This is a genomic window from Burkholderia sp. APQ4-4ca, from assembly GCF_057837105.1.
This window is the reverse complement of sequence record NZ_JBYQCG010000072.1, coordinates 1-15781: the sequence shown is the minus strand read 5'-3', so window position 1 is coordinate 15781 and position 15781 is coordinate 1. Positions and strand designations below refer to the sequence as shown.

19 protein-coding genes and 1 pseudogene are annotated in these 15781 nt (G+C 66.8%); 6 read left to right on the top strand and 14 right to left on the bottom strand.

Annotated elements, in window-relative coordinates; all coding sequences use genetic code 11:
- Nucleotides 1–47: 47 nt before the first annotated feature.
- The 6 genes from AC3IFE_RS06190 to AC3IFE_RS06165 form a co-directional block, all read right to left on the bottom strand.
- Complete coding sequence (locus tag AC3IFE_RS06190) at nucleotides 48–950, bottom strand: alpha/beta fold hydrolase (protein WP_489189905.1); 903 nt, start codon at nucleotides 948–950, stop codon at nucleotides 48–50.
- Between the two features lie 18 nt (nucleotides 951–968).
- Nucleotides 969–1496 (bottom strand): cupin domain-containing protein, encoded by a 528-nt coding sequence (locus tag AC3IFE_RS06185; RefSeq protein WP_006489904.1) that lies wholly within the window; start codon nucleotides 1494–1496, stop codon nucleotides 969–971.
- 34 nt (nucleotides 1497–1530) lie between these two features.
- The gene (locus tag AC3IFE_RS06180) at nucleotides 1531–2301 is read right to left on the bottom strand and encodes an SDR family oxidoreductase (protein WP_089470112.1); all 771 of its coding nucleotides are present in this window, start codon (nucleotides 2299–2301) and stop codon (nucleotides 1531–1533) included.
- Nucleotides 2294–3364 carry an aromatic ring-hydroxylating dioxygenase subunit alpha gene (locus AC3IFE_RS06175; RefSeq protein WP_489189904.1) on the bottom strand — a complete coding sequence of 357 codons (1071 nt, stop codon included), beginning with the start codon at nucleotides 3362–3364 and terminating at the stop codon, nucleotides 2294–2296. Before AC3IFE_RS06175 ends, AC3IFE_RS06180 begins: the two co-directional genes overlap by 8 nt.
- A gap of 63 nt (nucleotides 3365–3427) precedes the next feature.
- Nucleotides 3428–3739 carry a recombinase-like helix-turn-helix domain-containing protein gene (locus tag AC3IFE_RS06170; protein ID WP_489189903.1) on the bottom strand — a complete coding sequence of 104 codons (312 nt, stop codon included), beginning with the start codon at nucleotides 3737–3739 and terminating at the stop codon, nucleotides 3428–3430.
- A gap of 1 nt (nucleotide 3740) precedes the next feature.
- Complete coding sequence (locus AC3IFE_RS06165) at nucleotides 3741–4058, bottom strand: non-heme iron oxygenase ferredoxin subunit (RefSeq protein ID WP_489189902.1); 318 nt, start codon at nucleotides 4056–4058, stop codon at nucleotides 3741–3743.
- Between the two features lie 445 nt (nucleotides 4059–4503).
- Here AC3IFE_RS06165 and AC3IFE_RS06160 point away from each other — a divergent pair, with 445 nt between their 5' ends.
- Nucleotides 4504–5583 carry a porin gene (locus AC3IFE_RS06160; protein WP_489189901.1) on the top strand — a complete coding sequence of 360 codons (1080 nt, stop codon included), beginning with the start codon at nucleotides 4504–4506 and terminating at the stop codon, nucleotides 5581–5583.
- 113 nt (nucleotides 5584–5696) lie between these two features.
- Here AC3IFE_RS06160 and AC3IFE_RS06155 read toward each other — a convergent pair whose 3' ends face one another.
- From AC3IFE_RS06155 to AC3IFE_RS06135, 5 genes are all read right to left on the bottom strand, one after another.
- Nucleotides 5697–6590: an IclR family transcriptional regulator gene (locus tag AC3IFE_RS06155; protein WP_489189900.1), complete on the bottom strand. Its 894-nt coding sequence runs from the start codon at nucleotides 6588–6590 to the stop codon at nucleotides 5697–5699.
- A 71-nt stretch (nucleotides 6591–6661) separates the two neighbouring features.
- A complete protein-coding gene (locus AC3IFE_RS06150; protein ID WP_256979753.1) occupies nucleotides 6662–7147 on the bottom strand; it encodes a hypothetical protein in 486 nt (161 codons plus the stop codon).
- A 295-nt stretch (nucleotides 7148–7442) separates the two neighbouring features.
- Nucleotides 7443–7649, bottom strand: a complete 207-nt coding sequence (locus AC3IFE_RS06145; protein ID WP_034204546.1) for a hypothetical protein — start codon at nucleotides 7647–7649, stop codon at nucleotides 7443–7445.
- A gap of 303 nt (nucleotides 7650–7952) precedes the next feature.
- Nucleotides 7953–8552, bottom strand: coding sequence for an alpha-ketoglutarate-dependent dioxygenase AlkB family protein (locus AC3IFE_RS06140; RefSeq protein WP_179233524.1), 600 nt, complete (start codon nucleotides 8550–8552; stop codon nucleotides 7953–7955).
- A 168-nt stretch (nucleotides 8553–8720) separates the two neighbouring features.
- Nucleotides 8721–9866 (bottom strand): metallophosphoesterase, encoded by a 1146-nt coding sequence (locus AC3IFE_RS06135; RefSeq protein ID WP_089470117.1) that lies wholly within the window; start codon nucleotides 9864–9866, stop codon nucleotides 8721–8723.
- A gap of 254 nt (nucleotides 9867–10120) precedes the next feature.
- Between AC3IFE_RS06135 and AC3IFE_RS06130 the strand changes: the two are divergent.
- Nucleotides 10121–10684 (top strand): annotated as a pseudogene (locus tag AC3IFE_RS06130) (TolC family protein); the annotation flags it as partial.
- Nucleotides 10685–10987: 303 nt separating this feature from the next.
- Entirely contained in the window at nucleotides 10988–11695 is a 708-nt protein-coding gene (locus AC3IFE_RS06125) for an MgtC/SapB family protein (RefSeq protein ID WP_489189899.1), read from the top strand.
- Between the two features lie 51 nt (nucleotides 11696–11746).
- Here the strand turns inward: AC3IFE_RS06125 and AC3IFE_RS06120 are convergent, their stop codons facing one another.
- Entirely contained in the window at nucleotides 11747–12466 is a 720-nt protein-coding gene (locus AC3IFE_RS06120) for an autoinducer binding domain-containing protein (RefSeq protein ID WP_089470119.1), read from the bottom strand.
- A gap of 73 nt (nucleotides 12467–12539) precedes the next feature.
- Here AC3IFE_RS06120 and AC3IFE_RS06115 point away from each other — a divergent pair, with 73 nt between their 5' ends.
- From AC3IFE_RS06115 to AC3IFE_RS06105, 3 genes are all read left to right on the top strand, one after another.
- A complete protein-coding gene (locus AC3IFE_RS06115) occupies nucleotides 12540–12983 on the top strand; it encodes a DUF4902 domain-containing protein (protein WP_089470120.1) in 444 nt (147 codons plus the stop codon).
- A 210-nt stretch (nucleotides 12984–13193) separates the two neighbouring features.
- A complete protein-coding gene (locus tag AC3IFE_RS06110) occupies nucleotides 13194–13802 on the top strand; it encodes an acyl-homoserine-lactone synthase (RefSeq protein ID WP_089470121.1) in 609 nt (202 codons plus the stop codon).
- A 51-nt stretch (nucleotides 13803–13853) separates the two neighbouring features.
- Nucleotides 13854–14606: a hypothetical protein gene (locus AC3IFE_RS06105; RefSeq protein ID WP_179233525.1), complete on the top strand. Its 753-nt coding sequence runs from the start codon at nucleotides 13854–13856 to the stop codon at nucleotides 14604–14606.
- 204 nt (nucleotides 14607–14810) lie between these two features.
- On the opposite strand, the gene AC3IFE_RS06100 is transcribed toward AC3IFE_RS06105, so the two are convergent.
- Nucleotides 14811–15101, bottom strand: a complete 291-nt coding sequence (locus AC3IFE_RS06100) for a hypothetical protein (protein ID WP_089470123.1) — start codon at nucleotides 15099–15101, stop codon at nucleotides 14811–14813.
- Nucleotides 15102–15243: 142 nt separating this feature from the next.
- A partial coding sequence (locus AC3IFE_RS06095) for an IS66 family transposase (RefSeq protein WP_489189898.1) occupies nucleotides 15244–15781 on the bottom strand: 538 nt, incomplete at its 5' end.

The following is a 15781-nucleotide window of genomic DNA, read 5'->3' as shown; positions in this document are numbered from 1 at the left end:
ATGCGTCCCCTCTGGGCGCAGCGAACAAACGTAAGCGTGACGGTCGTTCATTCCAGGCCCCGTTGACAATCGCATTGACGGCAGAAGCCGTCGATCAGCGACGAATAAACCGCCGGTTGCTCCACATAGCCCGCGTGACCGGCCTGCGGAATTACCTGCAGCTCCACCTGCGCGGCCGCGGCGATCCGCTCGCATGCGGCAGGCGGCGTGATCGCGTCGTACGCACCGACCGCCACCGCCGTACAACCACGGAAACCGGCGAGATCGGCCGCGAGATCGGCGTTCGCGAGCAGGTGCGTGGCCTGCGCATAGCCGGCCGGCACGACGCGCGCCATGTTCCAGCGCACCCACGCACGCGCCTCCTCGTTCGCGAAACCGGACAACATGTTGCCGCTGCGCTGCTCGGCGAGCCCGGCCGGGCCAAGTTCCGCGAGCATCGCGAGCCGCGCGTCGCGGCGCGACTCGCGGGTGTCGGCCGGTGCGCTGCCGTAGCCGCCCGCGGGCGAGATCAGCAGCAGGCCGGCGATCCGCGCGGGCATCACACGCGCCAACCCGCCCGCGATGATCGCGCCGAGCGAATGCCCGACCAGCACGCAGCGTTCGATGCCGAGTGCCTCGAGCCACGCGTTCAGCGACGCCGCGTAATCGGCGGCGGCCGGCGACCCGCCGTGCACGGGCGTCGACACGCCGTAACCGGGCGCATCCCACGCGAGCACGCGGCGCGATGCACCCAGCGTGTCGAGCTGGCTCACCCACGATGCGGCGCCCGAGCCGATCCCGTGCAGCAGCACGACGGGCAGCGCGCGGCCCGCACGCTGCGCGCCGGCCGCGCGGTAGCCGATCGTGCCCGCCGCGCCGGCTTCGCAACGCTGCTCGGGAAATTGCCCGAGCAGCGCGGCGAACGCTGCGGTGCGGTCGCGTTCAGGTTCGCGTTTGTCGATGACACGCATTGCTTCACCGGCTCCGTCTCAACGCTTGATCTTCGCGAGCGGCGAATCGGGCGGATACGTCGGCGTGATCGGCTTCGACGACCCGAGCATCACGCACATCAGCGCATCTTCCTCGCCGATGTTGATTTCCGTCCGATACACGCCCGGCGGCACCGAGATCAGGTCGCGCTCGCCGAGGATCGCTTCCCACGTCTCGCCGTCGCGCTCGCAGATCACCTTCATCTTGCCGCGCAGCACGAAGAAGATTTCCTCGACGTCGATATGGATATGGCTCGGGCCGATGTTGCCGGCGGGGATCACCATCGTCGAGAACGTGAAGTTGCCGGCCGGCACCGTGTTGACGTCCTTCGCGACGCCCGTGCCGCCCGTGCCGACATAGCGCATCTGTGCGCGGCGGTACTTCGGGTCGTAGTCGGCCTGGAACTTCAGTGCGTCCCAGTCGTAGCGCCGCGTCGCGTAGCGCGCGACGCGCCCTTCCATCCAGTCGTTGAAGCTTGCGCCTTCAGGCTGGTCCCACGACTTGCGTTCGAGATCGGCGTCCGCCATCGTCCTCTCCTTCATTCCGAGTGAAAACTTCAAATCAGTTCATTACGAAGCCGCCGTTCACCGGCAGCAGTTGACCCGTCACGAAGCGCGCGCCGTCCGACAGCAGGAACAGCACGGGGCCCGTCACGTCGTCGGGCACCTGCGCGCGGGCAAGCGCACGGCCCTGCAGGTAGAACGCGTGGCGTTCGGCCGGCACGTAGGCCGTCGCCTCGACTTCGGTGAGCCCCGGCGCGATCGCGTTGACCGTCACGCCATGCGCGCCGAACTCGCGTGCCTGCGCATGCGTCATCGCGATCACCGCGCCCTTGCTCGCGACGTAGGCGAGCAGCTTCGGCGCGCCCCACAGCGCGGTGTCCGATGCGAGGTTCACGATCGCGCCGCGCCCCGATTGCGCGAGGTGCGGCAGCGCCGCATTGCTGACGAGCCACACGCCGCGCACGTTCACGTTCATCACCGCGTCCCACGTCGACACGTCGAGCTCCGTCGACAGCTTGCCGCCCGAGTTCGTGATCGCCGCGTTGTTGATCAGCGCGTCGATGCCGCCGAGCGCCGCCGCGCCCTGCGCGACGAATGCGTCGATGCTGGCCGGATCGGCGAGATCGAGCGCGAAGCAATGCACGGTGTGGCCGGCTTGCGCGAGCTGCGCGGCCAAAGCGCGGCCCTCTTCGATCAGCACGTCGCCGAATGCGACCTGCGCGCCCGCTTCGACCAGCGCCTTCACGAAGGCGGCGCCGAGCCCGCGCGCGCCGCCCGTGACGAGCACGCGGCGACCGGGCAGCGCCACGACCGGAGCGAGCTCAGCCATTCGCGGGCTCCGAAGCGGCGTGGGCCGCGCGATGCGCGTCGAGCGCGGACAGATGCTCCTGCGCACGCTGGCGCAGCATCCGGCGCACGCGCGTGATGCCGACGTCGTGCTGGTACAGGTATTCGTGATCGCGCGCCTGCGGCGCGAGGCTTTCGAGGACGTAGCGATCCTGCTCGAGCACGTCCCAGTGCAGGCCTTCGAGGCGGTTGCGGTACATGAAGCGCCACACGTCGCGCTGCCAGCCGCTGACCTTGCGGGTACGCCAGAAGTAGACCTGGCAGTGGTCGCCGTCGACCGGCGTCGCGAAGCCGATGATCCCGAAGTTGCCGCCGGGGCCGAACTTCTGCTTATAGGGAATCGCGAGGCGCATCCACAGGCAGCCGGTTTCGCCGAGTTCGACCCAGTCGAAGTTCACGTCGCGCTGGCCGATCTTCTCGAACATCAGGCCCGTGTCCGTCTTGCGCACGCGCATGTCGGCCTGCTTGTCGCCTTCGGCCATCGAGTGCGACGTCGCGTGGAGATACGCGCCGTGCATCGGGTCCATCACGTTGTCGATCGCGTACTGGTAATTGCACTTCCAGTTCGACACGCACAGGAAGTGCGCGTACTCGTCTGCGACCAGTTCTTCCGGCAGGTTCAGCGGCGCCGGCTTGCCGTGCGCTTCGTCGCCGAACCACAGGAAGATCGCGCCGGCCTTCTCTTCGACCGGATACGACTTCACGCACTTCGTGCCTTCGAGCGGACAGTTCGACACGGCCGGCACGCGGTTGACCGTGCCGCCGCCGTCGACTTCGATGCCGTGATACCAGCACGCGATGTTGCCGCCGAGGTTCCAGCCGAGCGACAGTCGCGCGCCGCGGTGCGGGCAGCGATCTTCCAGCGCGTGGACCTTTCCTTCGTGATCGCGCCACAGCACGATCTGCTCGGACAGGCGCGTGAGGCCGACGGGCGCGTTCGACACCTGCCAGCTCGGCGCGACGGGATACCAGTAGTTCTTGATGCCACGGTCGAGATAGTCGCGGACCGGGTCGTGTCGGATTTCGTGTTGGTCGGGGGACGTCATCAATGTGCTCCGGATGCGGTTGTCGTCGGGTCGGCGCTCAGGCGCGCGGCGCGGTCGGTGCGTTCATTCCGCCAGCGAGGCCATTTCGGCGCGGAAACGCTCAGGCGTCCAAACCGTGCCGTCCGGCGCGCGGAAGCCGATGCGATTCAGGCCCGCGACGACGTCGTGCAGCTCGGTCGCGCCTGCTTCGAACACGCGCTCGAGCGCATCGCCGAGGTCGTTCTCGTACTGCGTCGGTTCGGCCTTGCGGTTCTGCCAGACCTGGTTCTCGACCTGGCCGGGAATCTCGATCTGCCCCTTGCCGGCGACGTTGTTCGGCTGCGGCGCCACCCACGGCTTCAGGAAGGGATTGAAATTGACGGTCGCTTCTTTCATGTCACTCCACCTTGATCTGGATTTCTTCACCGGCGAGGCGCACCGCGTACTGCTTCAGCGCGCGCCCGCCCGGGCCCTTCAGGCATTCGCCCGTCTTGATGTCGAACACGGCCTCGTGCAGCGGGCATTCCACCGTGCCTTCGTCGATGAACCCTTGCGTCAGCAGCGCGTACGCATGCGGGCACACGTTCTCGAGCGCATACACGTCGTCACCGACGCGGTAGATCCCGATTTCCACGCCGTCGGTCCGCTTGAACTCGATCGGCGTGTCTTCCGACAGCGCACCGGCGTGACCGGCGCAAATCCATTGCTCTGACATCTCGCACCCTTCCTTCTGATCGACTTTCGGTTTGCTCCGATTTGTTCCATATCAGGAACAACAGTTTATGGATGGTGATTATAGGAGCGACCTTCCATGAGTAAAACAAAAAGCTTCATGTCCTAGGGAAAACACCGACCGTCAGGGCGGCGAACACCACGGCCTCACCGCTCGAATGTGATTTTTTGTTTGGAAACGGGTGCTTATCGGCTTTTTCGAGACGTTCCGCGCGATGACCGGGCATCCACACGGCGCCCATCCATCCCGAAAAAATTATTTTTGATCCGACGCGCGACGCCTCTATACTCCATTCCATCAAAGGCACACTGTTCCTTATATGGAACATACGAATGCCCACCCGGCAATGAAACATGCGCGACGGCCGGCCGTCCCCGCGCAGGCCGTCACAACACGTATTCATCAGGTTGGAGAGTCAGGAGACGAAATGGTCAAGCATGCGGTAGCAGCGGCAGTGATCGGAATGGGCGCCGCGTCGGGCGCGTGGGCGCAAAGCAGCGTGACGCTGTACGGCAGCATGGACGCGGGCGTCGCGTACGTGAACAACGTCGGCGGCCACGCGAAGTGGGCAATGATCCAGGGCAATACGCAGCCCGACCGGTGGGGCCTGAAGGGAAAGGAAGATCTCGGCGGCGGGCTGTCGGCGCTCTTTCAGCTGGAAAACGGCTTTTATACGAACAACGGCCAGTTCGCTACCGCGAACACGATCTGGAACCGGGCGGCGTTCGTCGGCCTCGGCTCGGAGCGCTACGGCACGCTGACGCTGGGCCGCCAGACGCCGCTGTCGTTCGACTATCTCGATCCGCTCAGCACCGCGTACCTGGCGCTGAGCTGGTACGCGTTCCATCCGGGCAACATCGACGGGCTCGCCGCGACCGGTAACGTGCCGTACAACAATTCGGTCAAGTACCGCTCACCGACGTTCGCGGGTTTCTCGGCCGCGGCCATGCTCGCGCTCGGCAACACGACGAACTTCTCGACCGGCAAATCGGTCGGCGTCGCACTGAACTATGCGAACGGGCCGTTCAAGGCGTCGGCCGTCTACTCGAACGAGCACGACCGCTCGATCCTGATCGGCCAGACCGGCATCGCGTCGTTCCAGGGGCAGAACACCGCGAACGGCTACCTCGCGAACAAGGTCGAGAACATCGGCGCGGGCGCGTCGTACCAGATCGGCGACTTCCTCGTGCACGGTCTCTACACGCGCGTGAAAATGCAGTCGAACGGGTTTTCGGACACGTTCCAGAGCTACGACGCGGGCGTGAACTACCGCAGCAGCGCGTTCAACACGATCGCGGGCGGCGCGGCGACCACGACGCTGGCCGGCCGCCGCTGGACCCAGGTCGAGCTCGGCGACATCTACGCGTTGTCGAAACGCACGCAGTTGTATGCGAACGTGCTTTACGAACACGGCTCGGGCGGCGCAAAGGCCGCGTTCTTCACGGCCGGCGTGTCGAGCACCGCGAACCAGGTGATCGTGCTGACCGGGATTCATCACTCGTTCTGAGCGCGTTCAGGCGCCGGGTTTCGGCGCCCGAAAACGACAAGAGCGGCCCGCGGGCCGCTCTTGTCGTTTGCAATGCCGCGCGCCGCGGCGGATACGACGCGCATGCGTCAGAGTCAGAACATCGCGACCTTGTGGCGCGCATGCGCGAACGTCGGGTCGCTTTCGAGCGGACGATAGTTCAGCCGTTGCGACAGGTCGACCGCCGCCCCGCACACGGCTTCGACGAGCCGCTCCTTCTCGCCGGCGTCGCCGATCTCCGAGCGCGGCACCGTCGCGGTGATCGCCGCGACGATCGAGCCCGAATGATCGCGCACCGGCGCGGTCACGGCCGAAATGCCGCTCTCGAACGCCGCCTCGCTGACCGCGTAGCCGAGCCGTGCGTAATGACGCACGCGTTCGTACAGTTCGTCGACGGTGCCGGGCGTGCGCTCGGTGAACTGTTCGAGTTTCTTCTCCGGATAGAGCTGCCGCAGCGCATCGCGCGTCAGGTCGCCCATTAGCACGTGGCCATGCACGGTCGCGTGCGCCGGCAGCCGCGTGCCGACGTGCACCTTCACCGAACCGAACATCGACGCATTGCTTTGCGCCTTCGCGACGAACACCACGTCGCGCTGGTCGCGGATCAGCAGGTGCGTCGACAGGCCGGTCGAATCGCGCAGCCGTTCGAGCACGGGCGTGCCGAGATCGGTCAGTTCGAGCGAATTCAGGTATTCGAAGCCGAGCCGCAATACGCCGACGCCGAGCCGGAAATAGCGGTCGCCGTTCACGCGTTCGAGGAAACCGAGCGCCTCGAGCGTCTGCAGCAGGCGGAACGTGGTCGTGCGCGGAATGCCGATGCGCTTGGACAGCTCGGGCGCGCCGAGCACGGGCTCGCGCGCGGAGAATTCGGCGAGAATCCGCAGCCCGCGTTCGAGCCCCGGCACCAGATAGGACGAAGCGACGCCCGACGACTCGTCGCCGCCGGGCGTCGCCGGATCGGGTGTACCGCTCATCGTTGTCTTGACCATGTGGACATGGACGGAAGGAAGTCAGTCACGAAACAGGTCATCGATCGTCGTGGATATTCAGTCATGCTACCTCAGTGCGCGGACAGGCTCGCACCGGCACGCGGCGCCGCGATGCAGGATGCGCCGCCACGCCGCCATGACGCGTCATTCAAGGTCGAGAGGATAGCAGCGTTGGACGGCGCGACGCCATGCGGAAATCGCCGGACGGCGGCCGCGCGCGGCGCTGGTGCGCGGCACGCGGTCGGGCGACGATGGACGGAGCGTGGGATTCGCCGCCCGGATTGCCTACAGGCGCGACAGATAAACGCGAATGGTCGTGCGGTCGTATGCAAGCTGCCGGCCGGATCCGGCTGCAGTACCCGCGTCAGATCGACCGGACGCAGCCATCCGGCACCCAGCAAGCCGCCGTTGATCCCGCGGATTCGGGTGCCGCCGACGGCGATCGCGGCGTGAAAGACATCCGCGCCGCGCGCGAAGCCCACCGCGGTGCCCGCCGGAATGCTCGCGCGCTCGTCCCATTGATTGCCGGTCTCGAAGTTGAAGCGCGTCTTCCACAACTGGCCAATCGTATCGAGTAGCGCGCCGGGCGCAGCAGATACCGGACGTACGCCGCGGCGTCATAGCAAACGCCGCCGGACACGTATTCGTCGATGTTCGCCACCCCGAACATCAACGCCTGCGCGTGTTTTTGCCGCTCGGCGATGCCGGATTGGCCGACATGCCCGCCCGACCCTGGCAGACCGCCTCTCGCCACCAGCGAACAGCGAAAAATGAAAGACAATCGGGAAAGCACCGCCCCGCAACGGGCGGCACAGAGGAAGACGATCCTCGGGCGGAATCGCCGCGACGGCGTCAGGCCGTCACGGCGGCGTCATATTCGGCGCGGGCAAGCTGGCCGGCGGCGTATGCCTCGGCTTCGCCGCGAAAACCTTCGCGGCTGAACGCCACGACTTTCACGCCGACGCCGGTCGCCCGCTTCACCGTCAGCGCCCATTGCCATCCGCCGTCTTGCTCGAAGACGTGCAGCGAGGGTGCGAAGGAAGGGTCGAGTACGGTCACGCGTTTTGCTCCTGCCCCGTTGCGCGCTGCGTCGGCCACGCACGGAGACATGTCGAAAGGGTCGCGCCGATAGCCGGCGCACTTCTGTCATTCGACAGTTTATTCAAGGAATGTTGCGACGCACCATCAGAGGTTTCACTCACCTATCGAAACCGGCCGGTCGATCGAATTTATCTGAAACCTATATGGGACGCGCCTCGGCGCCCGGTCACGCCTCCGGCATCGCGTTCGTGCGGCAACGTGCCGCACGCGCGACCGGTTGCTTGCATCCGCCTTTCACGGATCGAAGAAATGGGACGCGACCTACCCGGCCGCCATGGATACGCGCCGGAAGGTCAGGTTCACGCGTTCGCCCGGCACGCCCGGCGCCTTCGGCACGCGGTGCTGCCATTCGGCCTGCGTGCGTCCGCGCATCACGAGCAGGCTGCCGTGCACGAGCCGATACGCATGCGTGACGCCGGTCGCGCGATGGCGAAGATCGAACACGCGCATCGCGCCGAGGCTCACCGACGCGATCACCGGCGCGTCGCCGAGTTCGGGTTCGTTGTCCGCGTGCCAGCCGAGGCTGTCCAGCCCGTTGCGATAGCGATTGAGCAGCACGCTGTTGAAACGCACGCCGCAGGTCGCCTCGACCGCCTGCTTCAGCCCGAGCACGGCCGGCGTCCAGGGCTCCGGCACGTTGCGGATGCCCGAGTACACGTACACGGCATCCGGTTCGCCCTGCCACGCTGTGAGCCGCGGCAACGGAATGCGTCCGCGCGGCGTGCGGATCGTGTCCTGCCGCCATGCGACCTCGCCGATCAGCGCGGCCAGCGCGCGATCGGCGTCGGGGGGTGCCAGCCAGTCCGGGTACCAGTCCACGTCGGGCGCGGGCGTATCAGCGAAGAGATCGGGCGTCGACATGTCGGCAGGAACGGGCGAGGAACGGCGTGAACGAGACATGTCTGCATACTAGCCAACGGCGCCGCGCGCCGCCATGCGCTGTCATTCGCCGCCGAACGGCCGAAAGGAAGCCGCCGTGCACCGCGATGCGCGTTCGTGTCGCGCGACGGCCGCCCCCCGACCCATCGACTAGCCGCGCGTCAGCCGAATCAGCGTGATCTCGGACGGCACGCCGAAACGGTTCGGCGGCCCCCAATAGCCGGTGCCTCGGCTCGTATACAGCCACATGTCGCCGAAGCGGTTCAGCCCGCCGATCACCGGCTGCTGCAACCGCACGAACGGCGGCCACGGCAGGAACTGGCCGCCATGCGTGTGCCCCGACAACTGCACGGTGAAGCCCGCGCGGTTCGCCGCTGCCGCGCTGCGCGGCTGGTGCGCGAGCAGGATCTTCGTGCCGACGTCGCGCGGCGCACCGGCCAGCGCCTGCTCAGGATCGCTGCGATGCGCGGGATCGAAGCCGCCCGCCGTGAAATCGGTCACGCCCGCGAGCACCGCCCGCGCGCCGCCGCGCTCGATCAGTACGTGCTCGTTGAGCAGCACCGTCAGCCCGATACGACGAAACTCGTCGATCCATGCATGCGCACCGGCGTAGTACTCGTGGTTGCCCGTCACGAGGAAGGTGCCGTGCCGCGAGCGCATCTGCCCGAGCGGCGCGGTATGTTCGCGCAGGCGCTTGACCGAACCGTCCACCACGTCGCCCGTCACGACCACCAGGTCGGCGTCGAGCGCATTGACCGCGCGCACGATCCGTTCGATGTAGGGCCGCTTGATCGTCGGCCCGACGTGGATGTCGGACAGTTGCACGATCGTCAGCCCGTCGAGCGCGGCCGGCAGCCCGGCGACCGGAATCGACACGCGCTTGACCGCGGCCGTGCGGCGCGCGCCGACGAACCCGATCACGGTCGCGAGCACCGCGGCCACCAGCACGCCGAGCGCCGTGTCGGGCGCCGCGCGGCTCCATGCGCCGTCATGCCCGAGATGCCGCCACGCGAACACGCCGAGCAGCACGATTTCGCGCAGGAACGTGAGCACCAGCAGCGACGAGAAGAAACCCATCGCGAGCGCGCCGGCCCAGCCGACCAGCGTCGCGGCCCAACCTTCGTCGAAGCGGCGCGAAAACATGCCGACCGGAATCAAGACGACGAAACTCGCGAGCACGAGCGCCGCGATCGTGCGTGCGAGCGGCGACGCGAACGCATCGGGAATGATCCGCATCCCGACGTACAGATGGAACAGCACGCCGATTGCAATGAACCGGACAAAGAAACTTCGCATGGAACGTTCACCTTCGTTGCACGAGCGCTTCCGCGACGCGCACGGCAGGGGCCGTGATGGCCGGTGCCGCGCGTCGCACCCTACGCACGATGGTACACAGATCCCGGCCGCGACGACGGGTCGCGGCCGGCGGTGCAGCGCCGTGCGGCTTGACGCGACAATGGGCATCGTCCCGCCGCCAGGTCCATGCGCTTCGTTCTCGTCGACGTCAATTTTTCGTGCGCATCGCGGAAGCGAACAACCTCACGCGCGGCGCGGTCGAGAAGGCCAATCGCGCGAAGATCAAGGCAGCGGAAGCCGCGTTCATGCCGAAGATCTTCCTGTCCGCGTCGACGTCATATGCGAGCGGCGGCACGTCCCTCTCCGCGCTGCCCGCGATCGGCGACCAGGCGCCGACCGTCAACCTGAACGGCAGCCGCTACGGCGGCGGCGTGTTCGTCGGCGTGACGATTCCGCTGTACGACGGCGGCCTGCGCTCGGCCGTGCTGATGCAGGCGCGCAACGACGCGGAAAGCGCATCCGCGCGCCTCACGCGGACCAAGGAGGAAGCCGTGCGGCAGGTGGTCGCCGCGCAGAACGCGGTGCAGACGAGCCTGGCGTCGCACGACGCCGTGAAGGCGCTCGTCAATGCCGCGCAAACCAGCTACGACGCGGCGCTGACCGCGTACCGGAACGGCGTCGGCTCGGTCACCGATGCGACGATCGCGCAAAGCCAGTTGCTTGCCGCGCGGAACGCGGAAGTGGACAGCTATGCCGGCGCGTTGTCGGCCGCCGCCGCGCTCGCGCTCGCGACGGGGACGATCGGCGCGGCGCAGTAGCGCTGGCCGCAAGGCGGTTGACGCAGGCGCGCGCCGCCCACTAGAATGCCGCCCATTCTTCCTTCAGGAACCATCGTGGACAGTTGCAGCACTCCGTTGCGTGCGCCGCTTGCCGCCTGAACGCCTGTCCGCCGCAGTTCTCCTGCCCGGCTCGCGTTCCGCGAGCCGCACGCCATCCGTTTCACATTGAATGACGCATTCGCGCGGTACAGTACCGCGCGATGACGGCTATCGCCGCGCCGCGTTCGGCCTTGCGCCGAGGCGACGCGCGCCGGCATGCGCTTCTTGCACGGCAGGACAACCATGACTTTCGATTTCGCACTCCGTCTTTTCACCGCGTTCGCCTGCGGCGTCGCCATCGGCCTCGAGCGGCAGATGCGCCAGCGCACGGCCGGCCTGCGCACCATCACGCTCGTCGCGAGCGGCGCGTGCCTGTTCGTCACGCTCGGCGTGCTGACCGGCAACGGCGTCGCGGGCGTCACGCAGATCGCCGCGTACGTCGTGTCGGGCGTCGGCTTTCTCGGCGGCGGCGTGATCATGCGCGACAAGGGCTCGATCCAGGGCATCAATACCGCCGCGACGCTGTGGTGCTCGGCCGCCGTCGGCGTGCTGGCCGGCTCCGGCCACTACGTGCCCGCGCTCGCCGGCACGGGCGTCGTGCTGCTCACCAATACGGTGCTGCGCAGCGTCAGCCAGGCCATCAACGCGACGCCCGTGTCGAATGCCGATCTCGTGCGCGAATACCAGATCACCGTGATCTGCCTCGCCGCCGACGAAGTGCACATCCGCACGCTGCTGTCGAATTCGATGTATGCGAAGCCGCTGTCGTTCCAGAGCCTCACGAGCGAGGACGTGCCCGAGCAGCCCGACCGGCTGAAGGTGACCGCGACGCTGAAGCTGCATCCGAAGGATCAGCAGAAGCTCGAGCAGATCGCGAGCCGGATGAGCATGGAGAAAAGCATTTCCAGCGTGAGCTGGACCGCGAAGGAAGCGGAGCCGCTGATGGAATGAGCCGCGGCGCGGCGGCCGCCGCATCCGGCGCCGCCGTCGCGCGACGTCGCGTCAAGGTGCTTCGATGAGGCCGGCCGAAATCGCCTTGACGACCGCCTGGACCTTGTTGGTCGCGCCGAGCTTCTCGAGGATGTTGTTCACGTGGAAGTTGACCGTCCGCTCCGAGATGCTGAGGATCTGGCCGATTTCGCAAGCGGTCTTGCCCTCGGCCGTCCAGCACAGCACCTCGCGCTCGCGCGCGGTCAGCGTGACGCCCGCCGCGGGCGACAGCTTCGGCACCATGAAGCGGCTCATCAGCGAATGCGACAGGTTCGCGAGCCAGTTCGTCTGCAGCGTCAGCATGTTGATCTCGGCCGGCGTCAGCGGGTCGGCATGACGGGCGATGCTCAACAGGCCGAACGAGCCGCGCGCCGCCCAGCTCGATTGCGCGACGCCCACCGACAACCCGAAGTCGCGCGCGTCCCGCCACAGCGGACATGGGTCGATGTTGTCGACGTCCGGCCAGACGATCATGTTGGTGCTGAACGCGCCGTCGCGAACCGTCGAGTCGATCTCGATATAGTTCTGCGCCTGATAGTGCGCCATCCAGCCGTCCGGATAGGTATTGAAGATGGCGACCGCCGGCTTCGAAACGGGCAGCGGTACGCGAATGCCGTAACAGCAATATTCGAATCCCAGCCGCCTGGAATAGGCGGCGATCCGCTGGAAGAGCTGCTGCTCGTCTTCCGCGGCGCTGAATTGTTGGTAGGCATCCTGCCAGCGCAGTTCCATTCTTTCTCCGACAACGTCACGCTGTCATACTTGTCAGGTTCCAGCACCCGTTTGAGGCTGATACATTCCGCGCATGACTTCACCCTTGCTGCACCCTGTCCCCGGCCCGTCCCCGGACGGCTACGTACGCCTGTCAGAAGGCGCACTGGCCACACTTGTGCTCGACCATGTCGCGAGCGGCCTCGACCCCTCGCTGCTGGCCGAACTGCGCGACAACGCGATCGACGCCCGCCTCGCCGGCTATACCGAATGGCATCGCGCGGCGGGTGCCGGCGTCGCCTACGTGACGGTCGGCTGGGACTGGTACCTCGAACGCACGACGGGCACGTTCATCATCGCGGGCGGCGACGTCCGCAGCAACGTGATGGCCATCGACGCCAAGGGCGCCGACATCGGCATGTTCCGCACCGCCGCCGCACTCGCCGCGCGGCTCGCCGCCATCGACTGGCCTGCCGCGGTCGCGTCGGCCCTCCTCGGGCACAACGACGCCTATCATGCCGGTCCCACGCTCCAGTGACAACCGGCTGCGCATTCCTCTGACAATTTTGCAAGACTGGCGCTCTTTATAAGCAAAAGCGGCCCGGTTTTCAATCCCGTCGATCAAGAAACCGTTACCACCGCGCAAATGGCGTCTTTACGCCGTGACCCTGTAAGAGTTACCAGTTACAGGCTCCTCGTGCCGCGCGCTGTAATGCGTGCATACAAAAGCACAGATCCGAGGACATCCATGCAGACCTTCGTTCACGAGGAAGGGCGGTTGCCACACGAACTCGCGGCGGATCTAGGGCGCTATCGGCGCCGCGTGTTCGTCGAACAGCTGGGTTGGGCGCTCCCGTCGGCGAACGAAAGTTTCGAGCGTGACCAGTTCGATCGCGACGATACCGTCTACGTGTTCGCACGAAACGCCGACGGCGACATGTGCGGCTGCGCGCGCCTGCTGCCGACGACGCGCCCGTATCTGCTGAAGTCGCTGTTCGCCGACCTGGTCGCCGAGGACATGCCGCTGCCGCAATCGGCCGCCGTCTGGGAACTGTCCCGATTCGCGGCGACCGACGACGAAGGCGGGCCCGGCAACGCCGAATGGGCCGTGCGCCCGATGCTCGCGGCCGTCGTCGAGTGCGCGGCGCAGCTCGGCGCACGGCAGTTGATCGGCGTGACGTTCGCGAGCATGGAGCGGCTGTTCCGCCGGATCGGCATACACGCGCACCGCGCAGGCCCACCGAAGCAGGTCGACGGACGCCTGGTGGTCGCATGCTGGATCGACATCGACTCGCAAACGTTTGCTGCGCTAGGAATCGAGCCGGGGCAGGCTGCCCGGCAAGCTATCGCCGCCTGAGCCGGAACGCACGTTTCCGTCCGGGCGGTATCGTAACGAAGGAGAACCAACGTGGACCAGTCCCAGGTCTTTCGCGCGATGATGCCCGGCCTGACGAGCGCCAGTGGCGCCCGCATCGCGGTCGCCTATCCAGCGTTTCCCAGGCCCTTGCCGCTCGTGCGGCTCGACCGCCGCGGGCTCGTGTTTCGTGCGGCCGGCGCCGCGCCGCTCGTGTGCGGGCTGCCGCGCCCGGCAACCCTGCTGGTCGCGGACGAGCCGCTATGCTCGCTGCGCCTCGTGATCCGCGAGATCGCCGCGACCGGCGATGGCCGGCACGACCTGACGATGCAGCCGTCCGGCGCTGCCGGCGACGAATTGCTGTGGCACGCCTTGCGCGATCGCGAGCCGTACCGGCAGATTCGGCACCCGCTCGCGCCGGTCGCCTCGGACCGCGAACCGCATGCGGCGGCTGGCGAATTCGCGGCGCGCCCGTCGCGCAGCGCGGCTTTCCGGCTGCCCAGCCACAGCGACGCGCTGTTCTTCGCGGACTGGCTCGAATATCACTTCGACGAATTGCGCGCGCTGTCGCAACAGCACGGGCCGCGACTGCAGCTCAATCAGCTCGAACGACAGGTTGACGATGACGAGGTCGGCGTGCGTTTCGTCTACGACATCGACGGACATGCGACGCGGCACGCATTGACCGACTGCGCGCGCGAGGCGTGTGCATGGATCGAGACGGAAATGCGCAGCAAATACGCGCTGCCGGTCGCGCAAGAGCGGTTCGGCGGGTTGGCGGCGCATGCGCGGGCCGGCGGCATGTGAATGAGGCCGTGCCGCGCGCCGCCACACAGCGGTCTGCGCGGCGGCACGTTGTGCGGATGCAACGAGGGCTTGCAAAGGTCCGGGTTTTCCCTTAAATTTACGTCTGTCTCCTCCATGTCTCCAAACATGGATTCAGCCCGCTCAAGCAGCGGGCTTTTTTATTGCCCGAACGGTTTGTGGGGCCGCATCGCCTTCCCCGTCTGGCTAGGCCGCTGGACGTATATCAGTCGGTCGCAGCCAGTAGTAGTACACCGCAAATGTCAGCGCGACCGCGGCCACAAGCGCCAACAGCAGGTACAACCAACCCTTCCTGGTCGCCGGCAGGTCCGTCAGGGCACCGACGTCGCCCGTCAGCGCCGCCAACGCGACCATCGCCAGGCCCGCCAGCACCAACGTCCCCTTTGCCACCCACCCGAAACCGGCCTCCAGTCCAGCCACCCATCGCCACTGACGATAAGGTCCGGCAACCGGCCGACGAAGATCGGGCTTACCCATGCATCATCTCCGGCCCGGCATGCACGTATGCGCACGTCGTGCGACGGGCGCTGCCCAACGCACGAATTCGAATGTCTTGCCGACGAGTGGCTGCTGCGACGCGGCATGCCCACATTGGTATGCGGTCTTTTAACGACGCCCATCAGAGGTTGGGAGTGGCAGGCATGCTCCATGGCATGAGGGCGGCATAGTCGTCGGCGGTTGCGGCGAGCGGCAACCTGGTGAACAGCCAGACCAGATAGCGATACGGCTCGACGCCGTTCGCCTTGCACGTCTCGACGAGGGAGTACAGGTTGGCGCTGGCCTGCGCGCCAGCGACAGTATCGGAGAACAGCCAGCCCTTGCGGCCGACGACGAACGGCCGGATCGCGTTCTCGCACAGGTTGTTCGAGATCGGCCAGTTGCCGTTACCGACGTATCGGACCAGCTTTGACCACTGCCCGCTCATGTACTGCAATGCCTTGCCGAGCAGACTCGACGGCACGACGCCTGGTAGATGCTCGACCAGCATGCGCTCGATGATGTCGAGCACGCGGGCGCTGTACCGGATGCGCAGTCGCTGCCGGCGTTCAGACTTCCACTTCGCGCTGCGCGCCTCGGCCGCGAACAGCTTGCCGATCAGCACGACGAAGCGCGTGGTAAGCAGATCCGGCGAGCGTGCGGCCTTCGGCACCGACTCT

What these genes read in the sequence shown, in the direction of transcription:
- AC3IFE_RS06160 (WP_489189901.1), top strand. Translation starts at nt 4,504, where the DNA reads ATGGTCAAGCATGCGGTAGCAGCGGCAGTGATCGGAATGGGCGCCGCG.
- AC3IFE_RS06115 (WP_089470120.1), top strand. Translation starts at nt 12,540, where the DNA reads ATGACTTCACCCTTGCTGCACCCTGTCCCCGGCCCGTCCCCGGACGGC.
- AC3IFE_RS06125 (WP_489189899.1), top strand. Translation starts at nt 10,988, where the DNA reads ATGACTTTCGATTTCGCACTCCGTCTTTTCACCGCGTTCGCCTGCGGC.
- AC3IFE_RS06110 (WP_089470121.1), top strand. Translation starts at nt 13,194, where the DNA reads ATGCAGACCTTCGTTCACGAGGAAGGGCGGTTGCCACACGAACTCGCG.
- AC3IFE_RS06170 (WP_489189903.1), bottom strand. Translation starts at nt 3,739, where the DNA reads ATGAAAGAAGCGACCGTCAATTTCAATCCCTTCCTGAAGCCGTGGGTG.
- AC3IFE_RS06100 (WP_089470123.1), bottom strand. Translation starts at nt 15,101, where the DNA reads ATGGGTAAGCCCGATCTTCGTCGGCCGGTTGCCGGACCTTATCGTCAG.
- AC3IFE_RS06185 (WP_006489904.1), bottom strand. Translation starts at nt 1,496, where the DNA reads ATGGCGGACGCCGATCTCGAACGCAAGTCGTGGGACCAGCCTGAAGGC.
- AC3IFE_RS06120 (WP_089470119.1), bottom strand. Translation starts at nt 12,466, where the DNA reads ATGGAACTGCGCTGGCAGGATGCCTACCAACAATTCAGCGCCGCGGAA.
- AC3IFE_RS06190 (WP_489189905.1), bottom strand. Translation starts at nt 950, where the DNA reads ATGCGTGTCATCGACAAACGCGAACCTGAACGCGACCGCACCGCAGCG.
- AC3IFE_RS06155 (WP_489189900.1), bottom strand. Translation starts at nt 6,590, where the DNA reads ATGGTCAAGACAACGATGAGCGGTACACCCGATCCGGCGACGCCCGGC.
- AC3IFE_RS06180 (WP_089470112.1), bottom strand. Translation starts at nt 2,301, where the DNA reads ATGGCTGAGCTCGCTCCGGTCGTGGCGCTGCCCGGTCGCCGCGTGCTC.
- AC3IFE_RS06135 (WP_089470117.1), bottom strand. Translation starts at nt 9,866, where the DNA reads ATGCGAAGTTTCTTTGTCCGGTTCATTGCAATCGGCGTGCTGTTCCAT.
- AC3IFE_RS06165 (WP_489189902.1), bottom strand. Translation starts at nt 4,058, where the DNA reads ATGTCAGAGCAATGGATTTGCGCCGGTCACGCCGGTGCGCTGTCGGAA.
- AC3IFE_RS06140 (WP_179233524.1), bottom strand. Translation starts at nt 8,552, where the DNA reads ATGTCGACGCCCGATCTCTTCGCTGATACGCCCGCGCCCGACGTGGAC.
- AC3IFE_RS06175 (WP_489189904.1), bottom strand. Translation starts at nt 3,364, where the DNA reads ATGACGTCCCCCGACCAACACGAAATCCGACACGACCCGGTCCGCGAC.